This is a genomic window from Deinococcus sedimenti (assembly GCF_014648135.1).
GTDB lineage: Bacteria > Deinococcota > Deinococci > Deinococcales > Deinococcaceae > Deinococcus > Deinococcus sedimenti.
In genome coordinates, this window is the sequence record NZ_BMQN01000006.1 from 58,972 (window position 1) to 83,817 (window position 24,846).

Consider the following 24,846-nt stretch of genomic DNA (forward strand, 5'->3'; position numbering starts at 1 on the left):
ATCATCATGACCGATTCGATGTCCGTCGAAATGAGCCGAATGATCTACCCGCCAGATGAACCCACGCGCGCGCTCACCCCGCCGGTCACCCCCCGGCCCTCTCCCTGCCAGCGGTCCCCACCCGCCTGCTTGGCCTCGTACATCCGCCCGTCCGCCAGGTTCACCAGGGCCTCCACACCGGGCCGCTCGGTCGAGAAGGCCAGCCCGGCACTGATCGACCCCGACGGTCCCCCACCGGACACCCGCACCCCCCGCACGGCGTGCACCACCCGGTCCGCCACCGCCCGCGCCTCGGCGGGCCGCGCGGTCGGCCACATCAGCAGGAACTCCTCGCCCCCCCAGCGGGCCGCCGTCACGTCCGCACCCGCCGCCGCCTGCACGGCGCGCGCCACGTCCAGCAGCACCTCATCGCCCGCCGCGTGCCCGAAGCGGTCATTGATGCTCTTGAACCGGTCGATGTCCAGCAGCAGCACCGCCACGCTGCCCAGCCGCGCATCCTCCAGCAGGCGCGCCAGCGCCACCATCCCCCCCCGGCGGTTCAGCAGGCCCGTCAGGGGATCCGTGACCGCCAGCGCCCGCAGCGCGTCACTCTGCTGCCGCTCGGCGTGCACCTGCACGCCATGCTCGGAAAGAAACGCGATCAACCCCGACAGGAACGCCGCGTACACCAGCAGCGGCGTCTGCGCCGGAGCCCAGCCCAGCACCAGCGCCGCCGTCGCCAGCACCACCCCGGCACTCACGCGGGCCGCCAGCCGCCCCGGGAGGGTCGCGTGCAGGACCGCCGTCACGAGTGCCAGCGCCAGAAAGTACGCGGGCGGCACGCTCCCCGTCCGCACCGCCGACCCCGCCACCACCCCCACCAGCCACACCGGCAGCACCCAGGCCAGCCCGCCCGTCAGCCAGTGCAGCGGCACGCGACCACCCGCGATCAGCGCGGCCGTCACCACGCTGACCAGCAGCGCGCTGCCCAGCAACCACACGTTCTGCGCGCCGTGCCACAGGTCGAACAGCAGGAGCGCCGCGTGCGTCACGCAGGCCATCAGGGCGATGCGCAGGTACGCGTGGGCAAGCCGCGCAGCCGGCGCGAGCGAAACGGGCGGGCGGGACATCACCTGTCAGTGTAGAGAGCGGCCCTGACGGGCACGTCACAGCAGGCGAGACGTCACCGGGCCCGGCGACACTCCCTGCACGGTTCCACTTCCGGGCGCTACCAGCCTTCGATCTGCCGACCCGCCTCGAACGCCGCGACGCCCGCCGCGACACTCAGGTTCAGGCTGCGGCCCCCGCCCGGCTGCGGCAGCTTCAGCTTCGGCAGGGCGTCGCGCAGCCACGCGGGCAGCCCGCGCGATTCCGGACCGAACAGCAGGTAATCGCCCCGCCGGAACCCCGCGCGGGTGTGCAGGTCGGTCGCGTGCGTACTGAACGCCCACACCCGCGCGCCCGCACCCAGCGTGCCCTGAAAGGCCGTCCAGCTGGCGTGCTCGTGCAGCGTCACGCCCTCCAGGTAATCCATCACGGCGCGGCGGAACTCCCGGTCGTGCAGGTGGAACCCGAACGGGCGGATCAGGTGCAGGTCCGCGCCCAGCACCGCGCAGGTCCGCGCGACGTTCCCGACGTTCCCGGCCTTCTCCGGCTCGAACAGCACCACCCGCAGCAGCGGCCCGTCCCCGCCCGGCGCCGCGTCACTCACCGCTGACCTCCGGGGCGGGCGCCACGCGGGCCAGCAGCACCGTCGCGCGCGTCTGCACGTGCAGCGGCGCCAGACCCTCCGACGTCTTGAAACTCACGCCCACGTCCCCTTCCGGTAGCGAGAGCAGCGCCGCGACCGACCGGGCGATCTCCGCGCGCAGCAGCCCCAGCTTCGGGCGGTCCAGCGTCACCACGACCGCCACGTTCACCGGCACCCAGCCCCGCTCCTGCACCAGCGCCAGCGCCCGCTCCACGATCACGCGCGAATCCATCCCACGCCACTGCTCGGCGGTATCCGGGAAGTACTGCCCGATATCCCCCAGCGCCAGCCCCGACAGCAGCGCGTCGGCGACCACGTGCAGCACCGCGTCCCCATCACTGTGCGCCACCGCACCCAGCTCCGCGTGCGGGACGTCCACGCCGCCCAGCACCAACCGCCGCCCCGCCTCCAGACGGTGCGCGTCCTCCCCGAACCCAACCCTGAACGGCCACGAACTCATGCCCGGAGTGTACCGGCCCCGCCCCCACCCCACCACGCGACCGTCCCTGACGCGCCCACCCGCCACGCTGAACACCACGCCCCGCACCTAACGCCCCCTTAACGGTCCCTCCAGCATGCTGCACTCCACCCGGCCCCCCCACCCACCCCCCAGGGAGACGCCCGACCATGACGCACCTGCACCTCGAAGACGACCTGTTCCACCTGCTGCCCCTCCCCGCCCTCCGCTGGCCCGCCCACGCCCCCACCCACGCCCAACCCAACCACGCCTACCAGCGCACCTACCACCCCACCGCGCTCCCCCGCCCCGCCACCACCTGGCCCGACGGCACCCACCAGACCCGCCTGCTGACCCGCAGCGGCGACCGCCGCGTGTGCCGCCTGAACCTCAGCAGCCTCCCCAACGGCGACCGCATCCTGCTGATTGAAGACGTGCACACGTACCACCTGCACCCCATCACCCGCCTGCCCGACCGGGACGCCCTGCTGCACGACACCGCCCAGACGCACGACGTGCACACCCTGATCACCCTGCGCGTCCCCCCCCTGCACGACCAGCGCCGCCAGATCGGCGACCCACCCGTCGACCAGGCGCTGCGCCACATGGCCCGCGACCTGACCGACACCGCCCGCACCTGGGCCGGCAGCGCCTTTCACATCGGCACGCACGACTTCGCGCTGCTCAGCCCCCACCCCACCACCCCCGACCAGCTGGCCCCCCTGCTGCGCCGCCTGGACAGCCACCTGAGCGCCCTGGGCCGCCACCCCGACGTCCGCACCGGACTGGCCGACGCCCCCCACGACGGCACCACCCTCGCCGCCCTGCTGGGCACCGCGCAGGAACGCGCCGGCAGCCACCACCGCCCCACCCGCCGCCCCCTGGACAGCCTGCGTCACCTCCTGCACCCCAGCGACACCCCCCACACGCTGTTCGCCCTGTAACGAGGCCGACCGCATGACCCAGCACCGCCACCCCACCCCCCACACCCGCCGCCTGGGGCAACCCCTGCCGCCCGCCGACCTGCTGCACCTGAGCACCAGCGACCCCCACCTGACCGTCCACACGGCCCGCGGCCCCCTGCCCGTGTACCGCTTCACGCCCCTGCAGATGGCGCTCCTGACCGGCGAGCGCGTCCCCAGCGCCAGCCACTGGCCCGAGCACCTCAAGGCGTTCCTGTACCAGTACGTGCCGCTGCCCACCCTGCCCCCCGGCCCCCACCCGCCGACCGGCACGGTCCACGCGCAGGGCCGCGACCCGCACGGCCTGCGCACCTGGGACCACACCACCTACCAGGGCTGGCCCCTGTACCTGTACGCCCACGACCAGCCCGGCCAGCCCCCCAGCGGCGACGTCCCCCACCTGTTCACACCCGTCCGCCTGGACCAGGCCCCCCTGCCCGGCACCCACCACCGCCCCCACGGCCCCTAGAATGAAACACGCACCACACTTCAACGGAGGATTCATGACGCAGAACAACAACTTTACCGGCATCAGTCTCAGAAATGGACAGCTGTACGCCACTCGGCAGGGACGGGATTACGCCCTGTTCATCTACACCCCGCTTAGAGAGGCCTATACCGGACAGTACGAGGTACCATTTGGAGTCAACTGGCAGCAATACAACAAGCCATTCGTGAAACAGTATGTGCCCATGCCCGTGGTGTCTTCACTCCCAAGCGGTTTTACCTTCACTTCTCAGGATCGTCCAGGGGATACTTGGTATGGCTATCAGCAGCAGATTTGCAACGGCTGGCCTCTGTACTATGTTGAGAATGTTCATCAGGGTGGACAAACCATGCAGCCAGCTATGTTTGAACCTGCCATGCAGCCGCTCACGCCGCCCAATCAGAATAATTCAGCGATGGAAATTAACCAGTCGACGGCTGAGGGTGAGGAAGTTGGGTTTCCTGGCCCTTACCTTGGGCCGTAATGTTCTTTGAATAATTCGCGCAACCAGCGTAAGATTGCCCCGTGATCCAATCTGCGGATTGGGTCACGTTCCTCCCCGGATATCTCACTTATTCCGAGTATACGCCCTATTTTTAATTTCTGATTGAAATGAATCGTCTGATTATAATATGCAATATTTAACCATGTCATGACCTTTTCCCGATTAAATTCATCAATATCCATAACGATTGTAATGAGTAGTTCAATAACTTCCCATGGGTTAATTTTACTGTCCATGGCTTCAATGGCTCGCGGAATTAATTTTCGCGCCCTCGGTGATTTTCCACAGGAGTAGTAATACTTTATTGCATTAATATAATATTCGACGTCATTAAATAGTTCTTCGCTAGAGGATTTATTTCTATAGGTCTCAATTGCCCTAAGGCAAGATTTAAAATCACCAAAATACAGATAAATTTGAGCCTTTCTCAAAAGGATTCTCTTCTCGAGTGAATGATTATTAGATCTTATAGCATATTCTAATATTCTATCCGCTTCTGCGTTTACCTCTATAATATCGTAATAGTCAGCAGAAATAAGTGCGTGCAATATCTTTTCGTTAACTTCGAATGTCATGGCCTCATTCAGATCCGATGATATGGTTTTTAGATCATAGATCATCGATTCCATTCGGGCTCTTTCACCAATGAAACTTTGATTGACAAATATATTCAGCTTATACAGGACAATTCTCACAGAGTCTTCTGACTCTATGGCAAGCTTCAGTGCTTCTTCGAGCAACTCTGTCGCCTGATTAAGCTGTCCCTGGCTTCCCCGAACAGCTGCCAGGGTGTTCAGCACCTTCATGCGGCTGGTGGGGTCGGTGGCCAGTGGTCCGGCCAGGAAGTGCCCGGCGAGCGTCTGGGCGTCCAGCAGGCGTCCGGCGCGGTACGCGAGCCACATGCTGGCGATCTGCGCGGCGGCCTGTACGCTTTCGGGGGCGCTGGCGTCCTCGGCGGCGTCGGCCAGGGTGGCGAAGGTGTCGGTGCCGCTGGCGTGCAGGCCGCGCCGGTCGTGGTGCGCCAGGAAGTGGTCCATCTGGGCGGCGGTGGCGTCCCCGCGTTCCAGTGCGGTGTGCAGGGCGGCCAGGATGTTGTCGCGTTCGGCGTCCACCGGGGGCGCTTCGGGGGGCTGGGCGGTGAACCACGTCAGGTAGTGGTGGGCGTGGTCGGCGCGGGCCTGCGTGATCAGGTCCGGGTGCGCGGCGGCCTGTTCGTTCAGCAGGCCGCGCAGCGCGGGGTACAGGCGCAGGCGTTCGGTGCCGGGCTGGTGCGTTTCGAGGAAGTTGTGCGTGAGTAGCTCGTCGATGAGGGGGGCGGGGACGCCCAGGTGGGGCGCGTCGGCGGGGTCGAGGTCGCTGGTGACGCTCAGGCGTAGCGCCGCCTGCTGCTGTTCGTGGGTCAGGAGGTCCCAGGAGCGGCGGGCGACGGCGGTCAGGCCGCGCCGTCCGTCGCTGTCGCCGCCTTCGGGGGTCAGCTGGGCCGCTTCGGTCAGGACGCGGGCGTACACGGCGTCCAGGTGCTCGACGCGCAGCCAGGACGCCGCGAGGGCCAGCGCGAGGGGGTGGCCCTGGAGGCGGCGGGTGATGCCGGCGATCAGGGCGGCGTTCCCGGCGTTCAGGGTCAGGTCGCGGCGGGTGCGGGCCGCTTCGCGCAGGAAGAGTTGCGTGGCGCTGCTCGCGGCGATCTGCGCGAGGTCCGCTTCCGGCGGGGCCTGCGCGAGGCCCGCGAGGGGCAGCAGCAGGTCGCTGGGGCGCAGGATGCCGGGGGGGCTGCGGCGGCTGCTGACCACCCAGTGCAGGGCGGGCAGGTCGCGGCGCAGGGTGCCCAGCAGGTCCGGCAGGTCGGGCAGGGCGTCGGCACCGTCGATCAGCACGGCGGCGTTCGGGGGGATCAGGTCGGCCAGGGCGGTCAGGGTGGGCGGGGCCGCCTGGCCGGGCGTCAGGGCGGCGGCGAGGCGGGCGCTCAGTTCGGCGGCGCTGCTGGCGCCTTCGGCGTCCACGAGGGTCACGGGGCGGTCCAGGCGGGTCAGTTCCCGCAGGAGTTCGCGGGTCAGGGTGCTCTTGCCGATGCCGCCCGGGCCGGTGATCAGGGCCACGCTGCCGTTCGCGTCCGGGCCGGGCGTGAGGGTCCAGGCGAGTAGCGCGTCGAGTTCCGCTTCGCGGCCCAGCAGGCGGGCCGTCACGCGGGGCGCGCGGGTGGGGGCGGGCTGGTCGGCGTCCAATTCGCCCAGTTCGGCGCGCACTTCCGCTTCCAGCGGCGAGGTGGGCAGCGTGTGGGGCAGCAGGCGGCGCAGGAAGTCCGCCTCGGGGGGTGGGGCGGCGGGGGTGCGGTAGGCGCGTTCGGCCCAGGTGGCGGCGCGGGCGGGTTCGGCAGCTTCGGCGGCGCGCAGCGCCTCGACCTGCACGTGCCGGGCCAGCCGCTCGCGCTGCGTTTCGACCCAGTCCTCGAATTCGGTCGAGACGCCCTGCAGCGGGACGCCGTGCAGGAACGGGCCGGGGTAGGCGTCCCAGGCGGCCTCGCCGCGCAGGGTCAGCAGGTGGGTGGCGTCGGTGGTCAGGGAGGTGGTCAGGCGCTCCTCGCCGCCCAGCGCGTCGGGGTGGGTTTCGCGCAGGGTGTGCAGGGCGACGCGCAGGCTGCCTTCCGGGCGGGCCGCGCCGGGCCACAGCAGGGTCGCCAGTTGGCGGCGGGGCGTGGGTCCTTCCAGGGCCACGTACACCAGCAGCAGCAGGGACTTGACCTTACGGAAGCCGTTCAGGTCCAGGCCGCCCAGCGTGGTCACGGTGGGGGCGGACGGCGGCGTCAGGGTGAGGGTGGGGGCGGTGTCAGTCAAGGTCGGTCACCGCCGCGCCGCGCGTCGCGTCCCGCAGGGCCGCCGCGAAGGCCCCGGCGTCCTCGGGGTAGAGGTGCACGTCGAGTTCCACCCCGCCCGCCGTGTACGTCTCCTCGCCGCGCGTGACGTCCCAGGTGCCCAACAGGTGGTACAGACCGCTGACCGCGTCGAACGGCACCGCGACCCGCACGGTGCGGCGCGGGCGGACCTCCAGCCGCTCGGCGGTCCGCAGGCACTCGGCCGCGCCGCCCCCGTACGCGCGAGCAAGCCCGCCGGTGCCGAGTTTCACGCCGCCGTAGAAGCGCACCACGACGACCAACACGCGGTCCACGCCCTGCCCCTCGATGGCCCGCAGGATCGGCGCGCCCGCCGTGCCGCCCGGCTCGCCGTCGTCGTTGAAGCGGTACGCACCCCCGATGCGGTACGCCCAGCAGTGGTGCGTGGCGTCCGGGTAGCGCGCCCGCAACACCGCGAGCTGCGCCAGCGCGTCCCCTGGCGTGTCGGCGCGGTCCGCGAAGGTCAGGAACTCGCTGTTCTCGATCACCGCATCGAAGCGGTGCGGTCCGGCCAGGGTCGTGAACGGCGCCGGCAGTTCGGTGTCCGCCACGGTCAGAGCAGGCCCCGCCCGGCCAGCACGGCCCGCGCGTGCCACATCGCCAGACTGCTAGACCCGTCCAGGAGCTCCCCGGCGTCCAGGCGGCGGTACGCCTCGGCCAGCGGCACGACCACGCGCTCGATGGTCTCGGTGTCCTCGTGGTGCATGTCGCCCAGCGTGACGCCCAGCGCCAGGAACGGGTAGAAGATCACGCCGCTGATGCTCGGCTGCGGGTAGAAGCCGGGCAGCGCCACCCACTCGGCCGCCACGCCCCCCACCTCCTCCAGCAGTTCCCGCTGCGCCGCCGCGAGGAGGTCCTCGCCGCGTTCCACGCCGCCCGCGACGACCTCGGTGACGGTCGCGCGCAGCGGGTAGCGGTACTGGCGGATCAGGACCGCCTCGCCCGCTGCCGTGACGGGCAGCACGAACACCGCGCGCGGCCCGCGCGGCCGGTACTGGTAGGTGGTCTCCACGCCGCTGGGGAGGCGCACGCGGTCCTCGAACACCGTGCGGAACCCCGACACGATCTGCCGGGACTCCAGCGTCTCCCACGGCTGCGTGTCGTCCTCGACGAGCGCCGCCCAGTTCGGATGAATCATGCCCGCAGGCTACCAGACCACCCGTTCACCGCAGGGAACGCCGCGAGAGCCGCCAGCCCACCGACCGCGACGCGCGGATCAGCGTGGGCACCGGCAGGACCACGCGCGGCGTCCACCACGTCTGCGCCGCCTTGTGCAGCGCCCAGCCGCCCCCTAGCGTCACGGCGGCATGCTGCGCCAGTCCGTCCCGGGACCGCCACAGCAGCACCGTGCCCGGCTGACCGTCCCGCCCGCCGGGCCGGGTGCGCTCCTGCAGGAACGCCTCGAACGGCTCGCGCTGCATCCACTCGGCCGCCGCACCGGGAACGCCAGCCGCGCCCATCACGGTCCCGAAACAGTTCCCCGCGCTGCCCTGCGGGAACGTGCCCGCCAGCGCCCGCACGCCCGGCAGGACCTCCTGCGCCGCGCGCCACACGTCCGGCGGGACCTCCGCCCGCTGGCAGGGCACGCCAGACGCCGCGACGACCCGCGCCAGGACCCCAGCGGTCAGCTGCTCCGGGCGCCACAGGAACCGGCCCGGCGGCAGGCCCAGCCCCGGGAAGGCGCGGCCCAGCGGGACGTTTCCGCGCCCGTGCCGCACCTGCGCGCGCAGCAGCGCCCGGCGCGCCACGGGCGGCAGGGCGTCCACGTCCGACAGGGTCAGCCACGCCACCCGGTCCGCCAGAGCGGAGATGTTCCATTCGGTGACGGTGTCGCGTGCCTCGGGGGTCAGGGTCAGCCCTTCGCGCGGCACCGTGTCCAGACCCAGCGCGTCCAGGCTCAGCGCGGCCGCCTCGCCCCCGGTCAGGTAGAACGGCTGCCGCACCGGGGCCAGCCAGCCGCGCCAAGCCGCCAGCAGCGCGTCGTCCACCGGGATGTTCAGGACGTTCAAGAACTCAGCAGCTCCGCTTCCTCCGGCAGGCCCAGGTCCGTGTCCGGCCCCGCCGGGTATGGGAAGCCCAGCACGCGGCCCATCGTCAGGAGTTGCCCCTTGTGGTGGAACTCGTGCGTCAGGGGGTGCAGGAACAGCCAGCGGCCCGTGACCTCCAGCTCTCGGTCCCGGAAGGGCACGCGGCGCGGCTCGTCCGGGCTGACGAAGGCATCCAGCGCCCGGTCCACCAGGGCGTCCACGTCCGCGTAGACGGCGCGCAGGGCCGCCACGTCCGGCAGCGCGCCCGGGTCGAGCCGCACGACGGTCTCGCCCAGGCCCCGCTCCGCGATCCACACGCGGTAGCAGTCCGCGACATGCACCTGCACGTTCCGCAGACTGCCGAACGCGAACTCAGGGCGTTCCAGGGTGTACACGTCCCCGGGCACAGTCTCCAGCCACGCCAGCAGGCGCTCGCGGCCCACGCGGGCCCAGGCGTACGCAGCGCGCAGATCGGCATTCGGTGCGGTCATGCGGGCAGTCTCCCCCACCCCGGCGGGCGGGCACATCTGCCAGATGGACACCCGCCCCAGGACCGGGGTGGGTCAGCGGTGGCCGCGCCGGGGGGCGTCCGGGCTGGGGGCGCCGTGCAGGACCTCGCATTCCACCTTCTTCCAGAAGCCGAAGAAGCGCCGCACCGGCCCGTCGTACGACGTCAGGCGTTCGGGCTCGTGCACGACCACCCGCAGGTCCGGGTGCGCGGCGCGCACACCCGCGAGGATGCGCGTGAATTCCGGCGTGAAGTTCCGCGTGACGTGCAGTTCCCCCGCCCCGTACGCGCGGGCGAACGCCGCGAGTTCCCCGGCGACCGCGCCCACCCGCACGTGCGTGGGCGCCCGGCGCGCGGCGGCGATGTCCCGCACGCCCTGATACATGAACGCCAGCCGGGGAAACGCGATGGGCACCCCCGACAGGAAGGGCCGGTCGAACACGAACAGCGCCGGGGCGTCCGGGCAGGCGCTCAGGGCCGGGTCCGTCACGGACAGGCCGTCCCCGTGCACCCACACCACGCGCGGGGAGGTCGGCCCGGTCGGCTGGATCGGCGCGGACTCCACCTCTTCTGCTGGCTCGGCTGCTGGCGTGACGCGGCGCGGGGCTCCGGCCTCACCGGGCGTCGGGGCCTCCTCGGGGCGGTGGCCGCTGAACAGTCGCGCTTCCAGCTCCTCGTAACTGCCCCGGAACGGGCAATTCGCGGTGCAGGTGCGGCACCAGCGGCCCCCGCTGAAGCGCTCGACGTTCTCCTGATTCATGAAGTACGGCTTGTTGCTGAAGGTACTCGCCACCCACTGCCACGACAGGGCGTTGCTGGCGATGTCCCCGTCCAGCAGGTGCTCGCGGAAGAACGCGTACCCGGCCCGCCAGTGCACCCCGCGCCAGTGGATCAGGTACGCCGCGAACCACAATCTCTCGTGGTTGTGCAGCCAGCCGTCACGGATCAGGTGCGTCACCCAGGCGTCCACGCAGGGCAGTCCCGTGCGCGCCGCGCGGACATCGTCCGGCAGCGCGTCCGTCCAGCGCGCGGGGTACTTGGGCTCTTCCAGGTTGTCCAGCACGCGCGCGCCCTCCTGCCGCAGCACCAGCCGGAAGAACTCCCCCCAGGTCAGCTGCCGCAGGAACTCGTCCCGCTCACGGCCCCGCAGGACGTGGCGGGCGTGCGCGCCGACCTCGCGGATGCCGATCATGCCGTGCCGCAGGTACATGTTCAGGCGCGACACGTTCCCCGACAGGTGGTTGCGTTCCCGGTACCCCGCGCCGGTCCAGGCGTGCAGCGCCGCCAGTCCCGCCGCTCGCCCACCGGGCCGGGCGGGCAGGCGCGGCTCGCCGGTGTACAGGCCGGTCAGGGCGGCGCCGAGCACGCCGGGCAGCTGCGCGTCCGGGAGGTCCAGGGGCAGGTCGGCGGTCGGGGCGGTCATGCGGTCAGGATGGCAGGGGGCCGCCCGGTCAGACCGTACGGTCGCGTGCAGAGGTGAGTAGGAGGCGACTCACCGTCATCACATGCTGATATCGGAATCTGATAGCCGTGGATCCGAACCTCTTCAAGGGCAACCTCGACCTGATCCTCCTGAGCGTCCTCGAACGCGAGGGCGGCTACGGGCAGGACATCGCCGCGCGCGTGCACAGCGGCACCGACGGGCACATCCGACTGAACGCGGGAAGTCTGTACCCCGCGCTGCACCGCCTGGAACGCGCCGGGTTCCTGCGCGCCCAGGAGACCAGCCCCGCGCGCGGCGGCCCCCCGGTGCGGACGTACACCCTGACGGACGCGGGCCGCGAGGAGCTCGCCCGGCGCCGCGAGCGCTACCACGCGTTCGACCGGGCGCTGCGGGGCCTGTGGTGAGCGGCACCCCCCCGCGCGAGGTGCGCGCCTACCTGCGCCGCGTGACCTGCCTGATCCCACCGCGCGCCGCGCGGGTCGTGCAGGCCGAACTGCTGGGGCACCTGCACCTGGACATGCTGAACGCCCGCGTGCGCGGCCTGGACGAGCCGCAGGCCTGGGCGCAGGCGCTGCGGGACGCGGGCTCCGCCCCGCTGACCGCGCTGCGCTTCGCGCGGACGTACACGCTGGGGCTGGCGCTGCGCTGGCTGCTCGCGGCGGGCCTGCTGGGCGGCGCGGCGTACGCGCTGGGCACGCACACCCCGCCTGCCCCCGCACCCGCCGCGCAGGTGGGCCGGTGACCCCGCAGGCGCAGGCCAGACCGAGCCGCTGGCGCACCCTCTGGCAGGAGTGGGGATCGCCCGCCCTGGTCGCGCTGCTGCTCACGCAGTTCGGTGCGACCGCCGTGCGCGTGGACGGCGCGAGCATGCTCCCCGGCCTGAGGCACGGCGAACAGCTGGTCGTCCCGAAGGTCGAGGGCTGGGCGCACCGCGCCGGGCTGGGCACGTACGCGCGCGGCGACGTGGTCGTGTTCAAACCGCCCCGCAGCGCCGCCGCCGAGTGGACGCGCGAGTACCGGGGCGTGACCCTCCCCTGGGCGTACCGCCCGTACCTCGTCAAGCGCGTCGTGGGCCTGCCCGGCGACCGGGTTCAGGTGCGCGGCGGGACCGTCCTCGTGAACGGCCAGCCTCTCTCCGAGGCGCGCACGCAGGCGTACTGGGACGCCAGCTGCCACGACACCGCCAGTCCGCTGGCGAACACGCCCGCCGTCACCGTGCCCGCCGGGGCGTACTTCGTGATGGGCGACAACCGCAGCGAGGGGGGCAGCCTCGACAGCCGCGTGTTCGGCCCGGTGGACACCGCCGACATCGCCGGACGGGCCGTCGCCAGCGTGTGGCCCCTGACCGTTCCCGAGCACGCGCAGGCCCCCTGCGACGGGCAGGCGCACCCCGAGCGGCGCGTGCAGCTCAGCGGCCCGGCCCACTGGAATCCGCGGCTCCTGCCGGGCGACTGAACCACCCCTGCACCTGCGCGTAGCTGGGGCCGGGCGTGGCGGGCGGCGTGCCGCTGCCGAGCAGGTCGCGGGTGAGGGTCAGGGTGTGCCCCAGCGCGGCGAGCATCAGCGCTGGGCCGGTGCTGACGCGGCTGGCCCCGGCACGCAGCAGGGTGTGGGCGTCGGGGCCGCCGGGCAGGAGCATCACGCTGACCGGGCCGCCCAGCGCGCCGCGCAGTTCGCGCAGGGTGGTGGGGTCGGTCAGGCCGGGCACGAACACGCTGTCCGCCCCGGCGTGCAGGTACGCCCGGCCGCGCCGGACGGTCTCCGCGAGGCGTTCGCCGGGAGTGGCGCCGAACCCGGTGAGGTACGTGTCGGTGCGGGCGTTCAGGTACGCGGGGACGCCCAGGGTGTCGGCGGCGTGCCGGGCGGCGCGCAGTCTCAGGACCTGGTCCTCGACGGGCCGCAGCGTGCCCCTGTCTGTGGCGTCCTCCAGGTTCAGGCCCGCCACGCCCAGCCCCAGCGCGCGGGTGACGATCAGCGCGACGCCGTCGGGGTCAGGGGCGTACCCGCCTTCCAGGTCGGCGGTGACCGGCCGGGAGGTGGCCCGTACGATGCGGGCCAGGGCGTCCAGCAGGTCGTCCACGGGCGCAGCCTGCCCGTCGGGGTACCCGAGTGCGAAGGCGATCCCGGCGCTGGTCGTGCCGATGGCGGGTGCGCCCGCGTGCTCCAGGGTGCGGGCGCTGGCGGCGTCCCAGGCGTTCGGGAGGATCAGACCATCTTTGTGGGCGAGGTGGAGGGTGCGGGCGTGGTCGGGTCGGATCATGGGTGGGCTCCTGAAGGCATGGGGGAAGGTCGTCCGGTGCCACGACGGGCCGGACAGCGGAAGCAAGATGGATTACGTGGGGTTCAGACCTGCGTGCCAGGCGCGCAGCACGGCCTGACTGCGGCGCGGCGCGTGCGTCTGCAGCAGCGTCTGCACCTGCGCGGGCGTGGGCCGCGCGGGCAGGGCGTGGGTGCGGCGCAGGCTGGCGGCCAGCGCGGCGTCACCCTCGGGGACGACGTCGGGGAAGCCCAGGACGCGCAGCAGCACGTAGTCCGCGGTCCAGGGGCCGATGCCGGGCACGGCCAGCAGCGTGCGGCGGGCCGCGCCGACCGTGCCGCGCGCCAGGGCGTCCAGGTTCAGTTCATGCCGCGCGACCCGCCCGGCGAGGCGGCGCAGCAGGGCGGCGCGGGCGTCGGTCAGGCCGCAGGCGCGCAGGGCGGCGTCGTCCAGCGCGGCCAGCTGCGCGGCGGTGGGGGGCGCGGTCAGGCCCCCCGTGACGGGCATGCCGTACTTCAGCGTCAGCGTGCGGCGCACCCGGCAGGCCTGCGCGAACGTGACCTGCTGGCCCGCCACCGCCCAGATCAGCCCGTCGAAGGGTTGCGGGACCAGCGGAACCGGCCAGTCGCCACTGGCCAGGGGCGCGTGCAGGCCCAGTGCACGGACGGTCAGGGTGTGCAGCGCCTCCCAGTCGGCGGGCGTCAGGGCCTCGGGGACGTCCGGGTGCACCTCGACCTGCCCGGCGGTGACCTGCAGCGTGACCCGTTGCGGCCCGCCAGGGAGGGTCCACGCGAAGGTCACGCGGCCCGCCTGCGCCTCCACCCGCTGCGTGACGCTGTCCGGGTCGCGGCTCAGGTCACGCCACACGACCTCCAGCGGAAACCCCGGCGGGAGGGTCAGCGTGAGCCTGCCGCCCGTCCCGGCGTGCCGCCACGCCTGCGGGGTCAGGTGCATCACCCGGCGGAACTGCGCGCCGAACGCGGACAGGCTCCCGAAGCCCACTGCGAACGCCACCTCCGCCACGCTGCCTCCACTGCCCCGCAGGGTCCGCGCGGCCAGCCGCACCCGCTCGCGGGCCAGCCACTCGCCGGGCGTCACCTGAAACAGGTCACGCCACTGGGCGTGCAGGGCGCTCTCGCCCAGGTTCAGCGCGTCGGCCAGCGCCCCCACGCCCCGCACGTCGGGCACGCTCACGCCGCCCAGCGCGGCCAGCAGCGCCGCCTCGGGCAGCGGCACGCCCCGGTACGCGTCCGGGTGGCAGCGGCGGCAGGCACGCAGACCCGCCGCGCGCGCCTCACCGGGCGACGCATGGAACTCCACGTGCTCCGCGCGGGGCTTCCGGGCGCGGCAGGACGGCAGGCAGTAGATGCCGGTGCTCGTCACGCCGGTGTAGAACAGCCCGTCGAACGCCGCGTCCGCCGCGAACATGCGGCCCAGCATGAAGTCACGCGCGTACGGCAGGGTCACGCGGCTTCCGGTTGAGGGGCGGCACACCGTTCGACCCGGACGGACGTGAGAGAGAACCGGACGGAGTCCGGTCGTGGAGTGGGCGGACGGGTGCCCTGCCCCTGCGTCAGTGGAACAAACGGGCGCCGGCTCATGCCCGCATTGTGCGGCGCGCGCCGCTCACGGCTCTACCGGAAACCTCCGGGGGAATCCCGGGCGCTCCTCCTGCGGGCCGGGCTCTGCGCAGTTCCGCCCTTGCCGCTGCGGCGTGCGGCGCTCAGGCTTTGGGGGGCGTGTTCGGTGGGCTCTCGTCCATGTTCCAGAAGTCCAGGTCGTCCAGGGCGCTGCCCAGTCCCTGAAGTTCCTGCCGCTGCTCGTCGGTGACGGGCGCGTGGCTGGTCAGCTCCTCCTGCCCGATGGCGCGCGCCATGACCTCCTGCGGCACGGCAGCCATCAACCGCTGGAGTTCCTCGGGGTCCACGTCCGTGAGCATCTCACTCTGCGCCTCGTGCAGCAGTTCGGTGCTCTCGGTGGGCATGACCAGGGTGGGCGCGGTGGGCCGCACGTCCTGCGCGGGCAGCGGCGCGACCGGTTCGGCCGTCTTCGGTGCCTGGGGGGGCGTGGGGCGGCGCGTGGCCCGCCACGCGAACGCGGCGGCGGCCAGCAGCACAAGGACGATCAGGAAGACCAGCATCGGATTCAGGGTAACGCGCCCGGGGCGAGGGTGAATATCCCCCGCTCTGGGCGCGCTGCTGTGCAGTTCTTCACGCGGCGGCGCGCCGCCCCCTGCCCCGGGGTCAGTCGGGCCAGCGTCCGCCCCGCCGCGCGGTCAGGTCCAGCTCCCAGACCAGCGCGTCGTACAGCGGGCCGGGCACGGCGGGCCACGCGGCGGCCGTGGTCAGCGCGTCTTCCAGGGTGAGTGCGTCGTGCATGAGTCCGTTCAGGTCCAGGCGGACGGCGCCGCTGCGCAGCAGGTGCACGCGCAGGTGCTGTCCGTCGGCCTGGACGTGATAAAGGGTGCGGCGGATGTCGGTCATGTCAGCGGGGGCGGAGGTGGTACAGCTCCAGGCCCAGCATGGTGCGGGGCGCGAAGCCCTTCCAGGCATTCTGCCCGGTGGCGTTCGCGGCGATGGGCGTCGGCACGTTCAGGTACGCGGCGGCGCCCGCGTCGCCCTTCAGGGTCAGGTTCAGGAACGCCGTCACGAAGTGCTGGTTGATGTTGTTCAGGCGAGCGCTGTCCCACACGGGGTCGGCGTAGTGTTCATGGTCCGCGAAGCTCAGGCCCGGCAGTGCGGGGGCGGGGTTGGGGGCGATGTTGTGCCGGGCGTTCTGGTACACCAGCAGGTACCGGTCGGCGTTCACGGCGTGCTCGAACAGCGGCTTGACTCCTTCCTCGAAGCCGGACACGTCGTCATGGTCGCCCACGACGAACAGGGTGGGGACCTTCAGGCCCTCCAGTCCCTTGGCGTCCCAGAAGCCGTACTCGCCGGTGGGGACGCCCAGGCCGCGCGCGGCGCTGAGGCCGCCCCACGGGGCGAAGGCGACGGCGGCGCGGATGCGCGGGTCCGGCGTGAACGCGCCGGTCTGGCGGGGGGTCAGGGTCCCGCCGGGCAGCAGCGCGGCGACCTTGGGGGCGTACCCGGCTCCGGCGGCGTTCAGCGCGCCGTACCCGCCCATGGAGTACCCGATCACGGCGGTGCGGCTGGCGTTCACGACGCCGCTCAGGGGGGAGCCGCTGCCGGGCGCGCCGAGTTTCGCGAGCTGGTCGAGGGTGAAGTTGATGTCCGGCGCGCGGTTGACCAGGGTGCTGTTGAACGGTCCGCGGTTGTCGTGGGTGCTGTCGGTGTGGTCGATGGCTGCCACGACGTACCCGCGGCTGGCGAGGTGCTCGGTCAGGTACGTCATGAGGACGCGGCTGCCGGTGTACCCGTGCGACACGATCACCAGCGGGAACGCCTGCCCACTCAGGGGTTTGGCGTCGCGGGCGGCGCGGCCCTCGAAGGTGAACGCCGGGCCGCTCGTCAGGGCGTCGCGGTACGTGACGGTTTCCTTCGCGCCGCTGGCGGTCGGGTACCAGACCTCCACGGTCAGGCGGCGGTCGGCGCGCGGCACCGGGCCACTCTGCGGCGCGCGGGCCAGGTCCGGCTGGCCCGGGTTCACCAGCGTCACCGTGCGCACGCCCACGGCGAAGCTGCCGCGCCGGGCCAGTTCGGGCGCGTCGGGGCGGGCGTCGCCGAACAGGAACGGCGTGGCGGTCTGCGGCGTGGCGGTTGGCGCGGTCGGTGCAGTCTGGGCGGCGGCGTCAGGGGCAGTGGCGGCGGTCATCAGAGTCAAGCTAAGGCACAGGGCAAGGTGACGCATCGGGTGTTCCTCCGGGGGTGGCGGTCTGCACGACTCCGCTCGGGCGGGGCGTGCAGACGGGTCGGTTGCTGTGAAACCTGAATCAGTTGGTCAAACGAAGCGCAGCATACCCCCGTCCGGGGGGAGCAGGGCGTCACTCTGGGACGGCGTCCAGGGCGGCCACGGCGAACAGCCGCTCCATTCCGGTGTGACACTCCGTTCCATCGGAGTGCGTTTGAGACGGCACGGCAACACCCCCGGCCTGTGGTGGCCGGGGGCGCGGGATGGTGCGGGAGTTCAGGCTTCGCTGTAGCTCTTCTCGATGGGCAGGCCCACGGCGTTGCCCCATTCGGTCCAGCTGCCGTCATAGTTGCGGACCTTGGGGTAGCCGAGCAGTTCGCGCAGCACGAACCAGCTGTGGCTGCTGCGCTCGGCGATGCGGCAGTACGCGATGACGTCCTTGTCAGCGGTGACGCCCTCACCCTCGTACAGGGCCTTGAGCTCGTCGGCGGACTTGAAGGTGCCGTCCTCGTTGGTGGCCTTCGCCCAGGGGATGCTGCGCGCGCCGGGGATGTGGCCGCCGCGCAGCACGCCTTCCTGCGGGTAGTTGGGCATGTGGGTGACCTTGCCGCTGAACTCGTCGGGGCTGCGGACGTCGACCAGGGCGCCGGTGCCGCCCTTGACGCTCTCCAGGTGGGCCTTGACCTCGTCGCGGTAGGCGCGCAGGCTGTCGTCGCGGGTCAGGGCGGGGTAGGTGGTGGCCTCGACGCTGGGGGCGTCGGTGGTGGTGGGGCGGCCCTCCGCGACCCACTTCTGGCGGCCGCCGTTCATGAGTTTCAGGGTGTTCTTGACGCCGCTGTAGGACAGGAACCAGTAGGCGTACGCGGCCCACCAGTTGCTCTTGTCGCCGTACAGGACGATGGTGTCGCCTTCCCCCACGCCCAGGCGGCCCAGCAGTTCGCTGACCTTGTCGGGGGTGATGAAGTCGCGTTCGACGGGGTGCCACAGGTCGACCTGCCAGTCGAGTTTCACGGCGCCGGGGGCGTGCCCGGTGTCGTAGAGGAGGATGTCCTCGTCGACCTCGATGAGGCGGATGCCGTCTTGATTCAGGTTCTGTTCGACCCAGTCGGTGCTGACGAGTACGTCTTTCGCGTAGTCCATGGTGTGGTGCCTCCTGTGAGTGGTGGGGAAACTGCCGATTGCCCCAGGATTGTACCCTGACTCCCGACTTATTGACAAAAGAGGTCAACTGGACAGGCCCACCCATTCCCGCCCCTGGGGCAGCGGTACACTCCGCGCATGACCGACGCCGCGCCCGCCCTGCCGGAAAAGCTCCAGAGCATCGTCACCCTGTTCCGCAGCGCCCCCAAACCCCTGCGCCTGCAGGCCCTGCTGGAATACAGCAAGAAACTCCCCGGCCTGCCCGAGAAGTACCTCGAACACCCCGAGTTCCTCAAGCCCGTGCCCGAATGCACCAGCCCCTTCTTCCTCGTCACCGAGCAGGACGAGCAGGGCGGCATGCACCTGTACTTCAAGGTCCCGGAGGAGGCCCCCACCGTGCGCGGCTACGCCGGCATCCTGCACGAGGCCCTGGACGGCGCGCAGCCCGAGGAGATCCTCAGCGTCCCCGACCAGTTCTACATGGACATGGGCCTGACCGAACTGATCACCCCCATGCGCCTGCGCGGCATGGGCGCCATCCTCATGCGCCTGAAGAACGACGTCCGCGAGCACGCCAAGGCGTAAGGACCTTCAGCGAAACGGGCCGCTCTCCCCTGCCCGGGAGGCGGCCCGTTCTCCGTGACCTGCCCCGGTTCATACGGATTCCGTTTGTTTCGTTGACAGATCGGAACACCACCGATCTGTCAACTCCACGTCCGGAACCCGTTTTTCTCCTCCTCGCGTGCGCTCGGGTTGAAAGGTTTGCCAACCTTTCAACCCGAGTCCGTATCAGTCCTCGGGCAGCAGCGCGTCAATGAGCAGCGCAGTCACGCCCAGCGCCAGTCCGTACGTCAGGTGCGCGCCCAGGCGGTTCGCGTGGCCCTTCGCGGGCGTCCCGGCCGGGCCGTCCTGAAGGCCCAGCAGCGGCACGAGGCCCTCGTCCACCAGCGCCCAGAGGCCCACGCCGAACGCCGCGCCCTTGACGGGATTACCCCGCCCGGCCAGCGCGCCGTACAGGGCGCCGCTGCCGATGCCCATGCCCCAGTGCACCGCCTCGCTGAGGGCCGCGCGGGTCTGCTTGCCGGGCGCGTGCCCCTCAGTCTTCTCGTACGCGACGCGGCCGATGGCGGCGGTGCTGCTCTCGCCAGGCTGGTGCTGCTGCCCGATCACCGAGATGGAATGCTCGTCTGTCTTCGGTTCCTTCTTCCCGCCCTCCTCGTCCTTGCCTTCCACGAGTGGCGCCACGCGCGTCCAGTACTGCCCCATGGCCAGTGTTCCCACGGCCCCCCCGATCAATCCTGCCAGCACACTCCGGTAAGCACTCATGCCGCCCACCGTACCTACGCGCCGCCCCGCGCGACTGGAAGGCAGCTCTCAGGGTGAAGGAAGGCTGCACGGCCCGTCAGCGGAACATGAACGTGGGACCACCCCGGTCCAGAGGTGGCCCCGCGTGCTCACGTCCGTTCAGAGGATCGGGGTGATGTCCCGCTCGGGCAGCCCGCTGCGGTGCGCGTCACGCAGGGCCGCCAGCGCCCGGCCGCGGTGGCTGATGGCGCGCTTCTCGGCGACGGTCAGTTCGGCCAGGGTGCGGGTGTCGCCGTCCGGGACGAACAGCGGGTCGTACCCGAAGCCGTTCGCGCCGCGCGGGCCTTCCAGCAGCGTGCCGTGCAGTTCGCCCCGGTACGTTTCCAGGTGCCCGTCCGGGTAGGCGAGGATCACGACGGACACGAACTTCGCGCGGCGGTTCTTCTCCCCGCGCAGTTTCTCCAGCAGGTACACGTTGCGTTCCACGTCGCTGTCGCGGTTTCCGTACCGGGCGGAGTACACGCCGGGTTCGCCCTGCAGGGCCTCGACCTCGATGCCGCTGTCGTCGGCCAGCGCGGGCCGCCCGGTGATCAGCGCGGCGGCGCAGGCTTTCAGCGCGGCGTTCTCCTCGTAGGTCGCGCCGGTCTCCTCGGGCAGCGGCACGTTCCCCAGCGGACCGAGGGCCCAGCCGGTGCCCTGCAGGGCCTCCTCGATCTCCCGGATCTTGCCGGTGTTGCTGGTCGCCACCACTACGTTCATGCCCGCTTCAGTCGTCACGCCCCGCAGTTTATTGGATCGGGTTCAGCAACCGGATGAAATCCCGGTCAGCTGACCACCCCCACCGACGGGTGGGTTCACCGTCAGGCCCCCGGCCCGACATTCAGTGCGCCGCCGCGACCGCCCGCACCACGTCGTCCTGCACGGCCCGCAGGGTCAGGATCGGGGCTGAGTCGGGACCGTTCATGATCACCGCGAACGCCAGCACGTGCCCGCTGCGACCCGTGACGTACCCGGCCAGGGCACTCACGCCGGGCAGCGTGCCGGTCTTGACCCGCACGTCCAGGCCCGCGCCGCGCAGCCGCAGCGCCATCGTCCCGCCGCGCCCATCGTGCTCGGGGACGTCCTCGCCCGTCCCGGCCTGCGGGAGGGCCTCCGCGAAGGCGTTCCCGCGCGCGCGGTACAGCGCCTCCGGCAGTCCCGCCTTCCCGGGCAGCGGCGCGGGCAGGTCGAACTGGGCGCGCAGCACGTCCACCAGCACGCGCGGGCTCAGGCGGTTCTCGCGGCTCAGGCCGCTGCCGTCACGCAGTTCCACGCCACTGAGGTCGGTGCCGATGCGCCGCAGATACGCCCGTTCGCGCGCCAGCGCCCCGCGCAGCGTGCCGCCCGCACCGTGCGCCAGCGTGCCCAGCAGTTCCTCGGCGCGCAGGTTGTCACTGGGCCGCAGCGTGGCCGCCAGCACCCGGAACGGCGACGTGCTCCGCACGCTGGCGATCCCCTGCTCCGGGCGGGCAGAGGCGGGCGTGACCGGGTCCGGCGGCAGCGCGCGGCCCTGTTCGTCCGTCCGGGCGGGCGGCACCCATGCCTGCCACGGGGCCGCGCGGCCCACGCCCTCCCGCGTGACGCGCACACCCGCCGCGCGCAGCTGCACGATCAGCGCCGCGCCCAGCCGCTCCCGCGCCGCCTGCGCCGATGTCGGCGGGTCGTCCCGCCACTCCGCGAGCCGCAGCGCCGTCATGGGCGACCCCAGCGGCAGCGTCCAGGCGGCCGAGTCGAAGCCCAGGTCGTCCACGCGCACCTCGCCCACCTCACGCAGCCCCCGCGCGTACGCCTGCCGCGCCAGCGCCCGCAGGCTGTACCCCCCCGACACCACACTCAGGGTCGGGTCGCCACTGCCGCGCAACGTCACCGCCTTCACCGACGCCCGGCCCACCTGCACCGCCGGAACCGTCAACTCGGCACTCCACCAGCCCCCGGCCCCACCACGCTCGTCCAGCACGCTGGCAGCCGTCACGACCTTCGTGGTGCTCGCCGGGATCAGCGCCCGGTCCGGCGACTGCGCCTCCAGCACCTCGCGCGTGCGCAGGTCCTGCACCAGCAGCGCCACCTCCACACCCTCCGGCACGCCCCGCAACGCCGCCGCCACCCCCTCACCCAGACCCGGCTCGCGCGACAAGTGCAGCGTCACCGACTCGCCCGCAGTGGGCGCGGCCACCTGCGCCGCCCCGGTCAGACCCAGCAGGACGGCAATCAGGAAGGCGCGGCGCATGCGGCCCAGGATAAGGGCAGAACGTGAGGGCGCCCAGCGGCGGCTACTCGCCGGTGCGGGCGCGGCGTTTCTGGTACGCGCCGGTCAGGAGTTCCGCGACGTACTCGCGGGTGAACGGCATGCCGCTGGCCTCGGCGGCGCTGATCTCCTCGTCGCGGTCGTACGTCAGGCGGACGTACGTGGCGCTGTGGGACGGGCCGTGCGGGTCGAATTCCAGCACCAGGTAGCACGGCAGGGTGGAGTCCAGCGGGTTGCCGACGCTGCCGCAGTTGATCAGGGGGCGGCCCTCGACGTCCAGCATCAGCGCCTCGTGCATGTCGGCGTACACGAGGGCGTCCGCGTGGGCGGTCAGGCCGAACTGCGGGTTCGGCGCGAACGCTTCGAGTTGATCGTGCAGGCTGCTGTGCGGGTAGAGGCGGTGGAAGAGGCCGCGGCTGCTGGCGTGCACGAAACGCCACCAGGCGCCGCTGAACTGTTCCTCGATGCCGTACGGGAGGGCGCCGAGGTACGCGAGCCCTTCGGGGCTGAGTTTGCTGCGCGGCCAGAGGTCCTGTGGGCGGTGCGTGGCTCCGGCGACGCGGGCGTCCCAGTTGCCCTGGATGACGCGCGTGGCGTGCGCCTGCGTCCAGTCCAGCACTTCGCGCGGGCGTGGTCCCTTGCCGACCAGGTCGCCCAGCACCCAGATGTCCGTCAGGCCGCGCCGCTGAATGTCTGCGTGGACCGCGAGGGTGGCCGCCAGGTTGGCGTGCAGGTCCGCGAGAATGGCGAGGCGAATCATGCCCCGGAGTCTAGCCCACCCCCGGGGAACGCCCCGCGCAAACCCGTCAGGCCGTGTCCGCCGTGGTCCTCGCAGGGCGGGCGCTGAACGCCGGGGCGGCGCGTGCCCTTACCCCAGTTCGTGGTACTGGCCGCGGAAGTACACCAGGGGGTCGTCGTCGGTGTAGCGGCTGTACTCGACGAAGCCCATGAACAGGGTGTGGTCGCCGGCTTCGATGACGCGGTCCTTGCGGCACACGAGTTGCGCGACGCTGCCGCCGATGAGGGGCAGGCCCTCGTGTTCGAACCAGGGGACCTGATCTTCGGGGCCGGGGCGTCCGGCGAAGTGGTCGCTGAGGTGGCGTTGCGTGGCGGACAGGACGTTCACGCCGAAGTGCGTCACGTCGTCCTGGAGCAGCAGGGCGTGCATGTGGGCGCGCTGGTCGACGCTGACGAGGATCAGGGGGGGCTGGAGGCTGACGGACACGAAGGCGCTGGCGGTCATGCCGCGCCGCTCGTCCCCCTTGGCGGTGATGATGGTCACGCCGCTCGCGAAGCGGCCCAGCGTCTGACGGAATTCCTGCGGGGAGAGGCCAGAGTCGGTCATGCCGGGAGTGTACCCGGCGGGCTGCCCGGACGGTCCGTCTGCGCGGGACGTCCTTGTGCGGTCAGGGTCTGGTGGGCGGCAGGCTGGGGATGAGCTGCACGGCCCGCACGAGCAGGTCCGGCAGGCGCACCACGCCCCGTTCGGGCACGCGGTCGAGCCAGCGCTGTCCGCTGACGCGAATCTCGACCGGGCCGGGGGTCAGGGTGGCGAAGCCGTAGTAGCCCAGCGCGTCGGTCTGCGTCTGCGCGATGGGCTGGCCGCCCCGAAGGACCTGCACGGTCTGCCCGCCGGGCGTGCCCGCGCCGGTGATGCGGCCCAGCAGGCCGCGCGTGGTGGGGGGCGTCTCGGTCCAGGGGCGGGGGGCGTGCAGGGCGGCGCCGGGGGCGGTCAGGGCGGCCTGCACGGCGCCCAGTCCGGCGGGGGTGGTCTGCCGCTGGCCGTACACGTCGGCGGTGGGCGTGCGGTACGAGTACCCGACCCAGCCGAGGCCCGCCTTGACGCTGCGGGCGGCCTGCGCGGCGGTGACCTGCGGGGCGTTGAGGTACATGGCGGTGCCCGACGCGAGGGCCACGCGCTGCCCGTCGGGGCGGGTCTGCACCTGCTGCGCGAACGCGTTCCAGCGGTCGAACCACGCGCCCTGGGGTGGGGCGGCGTCGCGCTTGTAATTCATGAGGACGTTCAGGTCGATCAGGCCGGTCTGCATCCAGGTGGGCCAGTCCTGCATCACGTCGGTGTACGTGCGGGTCTGGCGGAACGCGGCGGGGTCGGCGGGCGCGTCGCTGTACGTGATGGTGGCGGCGCTGACCCAGGCGTCGGGGCGCACGGCCTTGACCTCCAGCGTGATGCGCCGCACGAGGTTGGTGATCTGCTCGCGTTTCCACGCCTGCCACGCGGCGTCGGTGGGGGCGGGGGTGTCTCTTTTCCCGGTCTCGGCGCGGTAGCGGGCGAGCGTCTTGGGGTCGTAGCCCCACGCGCCGCCGTCCGGGTAGCGGATGCGGTCGAGCTGAATGCCGTCCACGGGGTAGTTCCGCACGAGGCTCACGGCGGCCTGGGTGACGTACTCGGCGGCGTCGGGAATGGCGGCGTCCAGCCACGCGTCCTTGCCTTCCAGCCAGCTGCCGTCGGGGCGGCGGGCCAGCCAGGAGTTGCGGCCCGCGTCGGGGCCGTGGGCGCGCATCAGGTGGTCGGGGCTGGTGTTGGGAACGGTGGTGTTGGCGATGCCGGTCACGCTGATCCACGCGATGACCCGCATGCCGCGCGCGTGCGCCTGCGCGGTGATGGCGTCCAGCGGGTCGAAGCCGGGGGTCAGGTCGGCGTCGCTGATGGCGGGCACGCTGGCCTTGCGGCACAGGCAGTCGGCGCGGCGGATGGCCTGCACGAACAGGGTGTTCACGCCCAGCCGCGCGGCGTCCTGCACGGTCTGCTTCACCTGCGCGGGGGTCTTCAGGCCGGGGCCGAACGCGTCGATCCACAGGCCGCGCAGGGCCGAGCCGGGCTGGCCCGCTGCGGCCTGAGTTGCTGCGGGCTGAGTTGTTACCGACTGAGCTGCTGCGGGTTGCGCCGTTCCGGGCGGAGTCACCGCGCTGCCCGTGGGCGTGGCGGGGGCCGGGGTCGCCGTCTGGGCGGCAGCGGAAGCGGAAACGCCCAGCAGGAGGGGCAGGAGCAGGGCGCGCAGCGGGGGGCGGGGCATGGGTGCCGGGAG

28 protein-coding genes are annotated in these 24,846 nt (G+C 71.8%); 7 read left to right on the top strand and 21 right to left on the bottom strand.

Features of this window, described 5'->3' with window-relative positions:
* Positions 1-44 precede the first annotated feature (44 nt).
* The 3 genes from IEY69_RS13225 to ispF all read right to left on the bottom strand — a co-directional run bounded on the left by IEY69_RS13225 (position 45) and on the right by ispF (position 2,189).
* The gene (locus tag IEY69_RS13225) at positions 45-1,109 is read right to left on the bottom strand and encodes a GGDEF domain-containing protein (RefSeq protein WP_189073627.1); all 1,065 of its coding nucleotides are present in this window, start codon (positions 1,107-1,109) and stop codon (positions 45-47) included.
* A 98-nt stretch (positions 1,110-1,207) separates the two neighbouring features.
* Positions 1,208-1,690: a tRNA (cytidine(34)-2'-O)-methyltransferase gene (locus IEY69_RS13230; RefSeq protein ID WP_229783950.1), complete on the bottom strand. Its 483-nt coding sequence runs from the start codon at positions 1,688-1,690 to the stop codon at positions 1,208-1,210.
* Positions 1,683-2,189, bottom strand: coding sequence for a 2-C-methyl-D-erythritol 2,4-cyclodiphosphate synthase (gene ispF, locus IEY69_RS13235; RefSeq protein WP_189073628.1), 507 nt, complete (start codon positions 2,187-2,189; stop codon positions 1,683-1,685). The genes IEY69_RS13230 and ispF overlap by 8 nt, the downstream gene beginning before the upstream one ends.
* Before the next feature lie 167 nt (positions 2,190-2,356).
* Here ispF and IEY69_RS13240 point away from each other — a divergent pair, with 167 nt between their 5' ends.
* Genes IEY69_RS13240 through IEY69_RS13250 form a run of 3 tightly spaced genes read left to right on the top strand, consistent with a single transcriptional unit; the run spans position 2,357 to position 4,119 of the window.
* Complete coding sequence (locus IEY69_RS13240; RefSeq protein WP_189073629.1) at positions 2,357-3,130, top strand: hypothetical protein; 774 nt, start codon at positions 2,357-2,359, stop codon at positions 3,128-3,130.
* 13 nt (positions 3,131-3,143) lie between these two features.
* Entirely contained in the window at positions 3,144-3,617 is a 474-nt protein-coding gene (locus tag IEY69_RS13245; RefSeq protein ID WP_189073630.1) for a hypothetical protein, read from the top strand.
* Positions 3,618-3,651: 34 nt separating this feature from the next.
* Positions 3,652-4,119 (top strand): hypothetical protein, encoded by a 468-nt coding sequence (locus IEY69_RS13250; protein ID WP_189073631.1) that lies wholly within the window; start codon positions 3,652-3,654, stop codon positions 4,117-4,119.
* Here IEY69_RS13250 and IEY69_RS13255 read toward each other — a convergent pair.
* The 6 genes from IEY69_RS13255 to IEY69_RS13280 all read right to left on the bottom strand — a co-directional run bounded on the left by IEY69_RS13255 (position 4,104) and on the right by IEY69_RS13280 (position 10,985).
* Positions 4,104-6,971, bottom strand: coding sequence for an AAA family ATPase (locus tag IEY69_RS13255; protein WP_189073632.1), 2,868 nt, complete (start codon positions 6,969-6,971; stop codon positions 4,104-4,106). The genes IEY69_RS13250 and IEY69_RS13255 overlap by 16 nt on opposite strands.
* A complete protein-coding gene (locus IEY69_RS13260; protein WP_189073633.1) occupies positions 6,964-7,578 on the bottom strand; it encodes an IMPACT family protein in 615 nt (204 codons plus the stop codon). Before IEY69_RS13260 ends, IEY69_RS13255 begins: the two co-directional genes overlap by 8 nt.
* A gap of 2 nt (positions 7,579-7,580) precedes the next feature.
* Positions 7,581-8,165 carry an NUDIX domain-containing protein gene (locus IEY69_RS13265; RefSeq protein ID WP_189073634.1) on the bottom strand — a complete coding sequence of 195 codons (585 nt, stop codon included), beginning with the start codon at positions 8,163-8,165 and terminating at the stop codon, positions 7,581-7,583.
* 25 nt (positions 8,166-8,190) lie between these two features.
* Positions 8,191-9,036 (bottom strand): hypothetical protein, encoded by an 846-nt coding sequence (locus IEY69_RS13270; protein ID WP_189073635.1) that lies wholly within the window; start codon positions 9,034-9,036, stop codon positions 8,191-8,193.
* Complete coding sequence (locus IEY69_RS13275; RefSeq protein WP_189073636.1) at positions 9,033-9,545, bottom strand: DinB family protein; 513 nt, start codon at positions 9,543-9,545, stop codon at positions 9,033-9,035. The genes IEY69_RS13270 and IEY69_RS13275 overlap by 4 nt, the downstream gene beginning before the upstream one ends.
* Before the next feature lie 72 nt (positions 9,546-9,617).
* On the bottom strand, positions 9,618-10,985 hold the full coding sequence (locus IEY69_RS13280; RefSeq protein ID WP_189073637.1) for an FAD-binding domain-containing protein: 1,368 nt from the start codon (positions 10,983-10,985) through the stop codon (positions 9,618-9,620).
* 107 nt (positions 10,986-11,092) lie between these two features.
* Here IEY69_RS13280 and IEY69_RS13285 point away from each other — a divergent pair, with 107 nt between their 5' ends.
* Genes IEY69_RS13285 through lepB form a run of 3 tightly spaced genes read left to right on the top strand, consistent with a single transcriptional unit; the run spans position 11,093 to position 12,461 of the window.
* Positions 11,093-11,410, top strand: a complete 318-nt coding sequence (locus IEY69_RS13285; protein ID WP_189073638.1) for a PadR family transcriptional regulator — start codon at positions 11,093-11,095, stop codon at positions 11,408-11,410.
* Positions 11,407-11,748 carry a hypothetical protein gene (locus tag IEY69_RS13290; protein WP_189073639.1) on the top strand — a complete coding sequence of 114 codons (342 nt, stop codon included), beginning with the start codon at positions 11,407-11,409 and terminating at the stop codon, positions 11,746-11,748. Before IEY69_RS13285 ends, IEY69_RS13290 begins: the two co-directional genes overlap by 4 nt.
* Positions 11,745-12,461: a signal peptidase I gene (gene lepB / locus IEY69_RS13295; protein ID WP_189073640.1), complete on the top strand. Its 717-nt coding sequence runs from the start codon at positions 11,745-11,747 to the stop codon at positions 12,459-12,461. Before IEY69_RS13290 ends, lepB begins: the two co-directional genes overlap by 4 nt.
* Here lepB and IEY69_RS13300 read toward each other — a convergent pair.
* The 6 genes from IEY69_RS13300 to IEY69_RS13325 all read right to left on the bottom strand — a co-directional run bounded on the left by IEY69_RS13300 (position 12,415) and on the right by IEY69_RS13325 (position 18,210).
* The gene (locus IEY69_RS13300) at positions 12,415-13,266 is read right to left on the bottom strand and encodes an isocitrate lyase/PEP mutase family protein (RefSeq protein ID WP_189073641.1); all 852 of its coding nucleotides are present in this window, start codon (positions 13,264-13,266) and stop codon (positions 12,415-12,417) included. The genes lepB and IEY69_RS13300 overlap by 47 nt on opposite strands.
* A gap of 72 nt (positions 13,267-13,338) precedes the next feature.
* Positions 13,339-14,730, bottom strand: a complete 1,392-nt coding sequence (locus IEY69_RS13305; protein WP_189073642.1) for a DNA-3-methyladenine glycosylase 2 — start codon at positions 14,728-14,730, stop codon at positions 13,339-13,341.
* 256 nt (positions 14,731-14,986) lie between these two features.
* On the bottom strand, positions 14,987-15,403 hold the full coding sequence (locus tag IEY69_RS13310; protein ID WP_189073643.1) for an HIT family protein: 417 nt from the start codon (positions 15,401-15,403) through the stop codon (positions 14,987-14,989).
* Positions 15,404-15,506: 103 nt separating this feature from the next.
* Positions 15,507-15,746, bottom strand: coding sequence for a hypothetical protein (locus IEY69_RS13315; RefSeq protein ID WP_189073644.1), 240 nt, complete (start codon positions 15,744-15,746; stop codon positions 15,507-15,509).
* A gap of 1 nt (position 15,747) precedes the next feature.
* Entirely contained in the window at positions 15,748-17,034 is a 1,287-nt protein-coding gene (locus IEY69_RS13320) for an alpha/beta hydrolase family protein (protein ID WP_229783951.1), read from the bottom strand.
* Positions 17,035-17,346: 312 nt separating this feature from the next.
* Positions 17,347-18,210 carry a sulfurtransferase gene (locus tag IEY69_RS13325; RefSeq protein WP_189073646.1) on the bottom strand — a complete coding sequence of 288 codons (864 nt, stop codon included), beginning with the start codon at positions 18,208-18,210 and terminating at the stop codon, positions 17,347-17,349.
* Positions 18,211-18,348: 138 nt separating this feature from the next.
* Between IEY69_RS13325 and IEY69_RS13330 the strand changes: the two genes are divergently transcribed.
* A complete protein-coding gene (locus IEY69_RS13330) occupies positions 18,349-18,795 on the top strand; it encodes a SufE family protein (protein ID WP_189073647.1) in 447 nt (148 codons plus the stop codon).
* 204 nt (positions 18,796-18,999) lie between these two features.
* On the opposite strand, the gene IEY69_RS13335 is transcribed toward IEY69_RS13330, so the two are convergent.
* The 6 genes from IEY69_RS13335 to IEY69_RS13360 all read right to left on the bottom strand — a co-directional run bounded on the left by IEY69_RS13335 (position 19,000) and on the right by IEY69_RS13360 (position 24,834).
* The gene (locus IEY69_RS13335) at positions 19,000-19,536 is read right to left on the bottom strand and encodes a hypothetical protein (protein WP_189073648.1); all 537 of its coding nucleotides are present in this window, start codon (positions 19,534-19,536) and stop codon (positions 19,000-19,002) included.
* A 138-nt stretch (positions 19,537-19,674) separates the two neighbouring features.
* The gene (rdgB, locus tag IEY69_RS13340) at positions 19,675-20,274 is read right to left on the bottom strand and encodes an RdgB/HAM1 family non-canonical purine NTP pyrophosphatase (protein ID WP_189073703.1); all 600 of its coding nucleotides are present in this window, start codon (positions 20,272-20,274) and stop codon (positions 19,675-19,677) included.
* A gap of 121 nt (positions 20,275-20,395) precedes the next feature.
* Positions 20,396-21,781 (bottom strand): D-alanyl-D-alanine carboxypeptidase/D-alanyl-D-alanine-endopeptidase, encoded by a 1,386-nt coding sequence (locus IEY69_RS13345; protein ID WP_189073649.1) that lies wholly within the window; start codon positions 21,779-21,781, stop codon positions 20,396-20,398.
* Positions 21,782-21,824: 43 nt separating this feature from the next.
* Positions 21,825-22,559, bottom strand: a complete 735-nt coding sequence (locus tag IEY69_RS13350) for a metallophosphoesterase family protein (RefSeq protein ID WP_174367913.1) — start codon at positions 22,557-22,559, stop codon at positions 21,825-21,827.
* Between the two features lie 108 nt (positions 22,560-22,667).
* Positions 22,668-23,144: a flavin reductase family protein gene (locus tag IEY69_RS13355; protein ID WP_189073650.1), complete on the bottom strand. Its 477-nt coding sequence runs from the start codon at positions 23,142-23,144 to the stop codon at positions 22,668-22,670.
* Positions 23,145-23,205: 61 nt separating this feature from the next.
* Complete coding sequence (locus IEY69_RS13360) at positions 23,206-24,834, bottom strand: glycoside hydrolase family 10-like protein (protein WP_189073651.1); 1,629 nt, start codon at positions 24,832-24,834, stop codon at positions 23,206-23,208.
* Positions 24,835-24,846 lie beyond the last annotated feature (12 nt).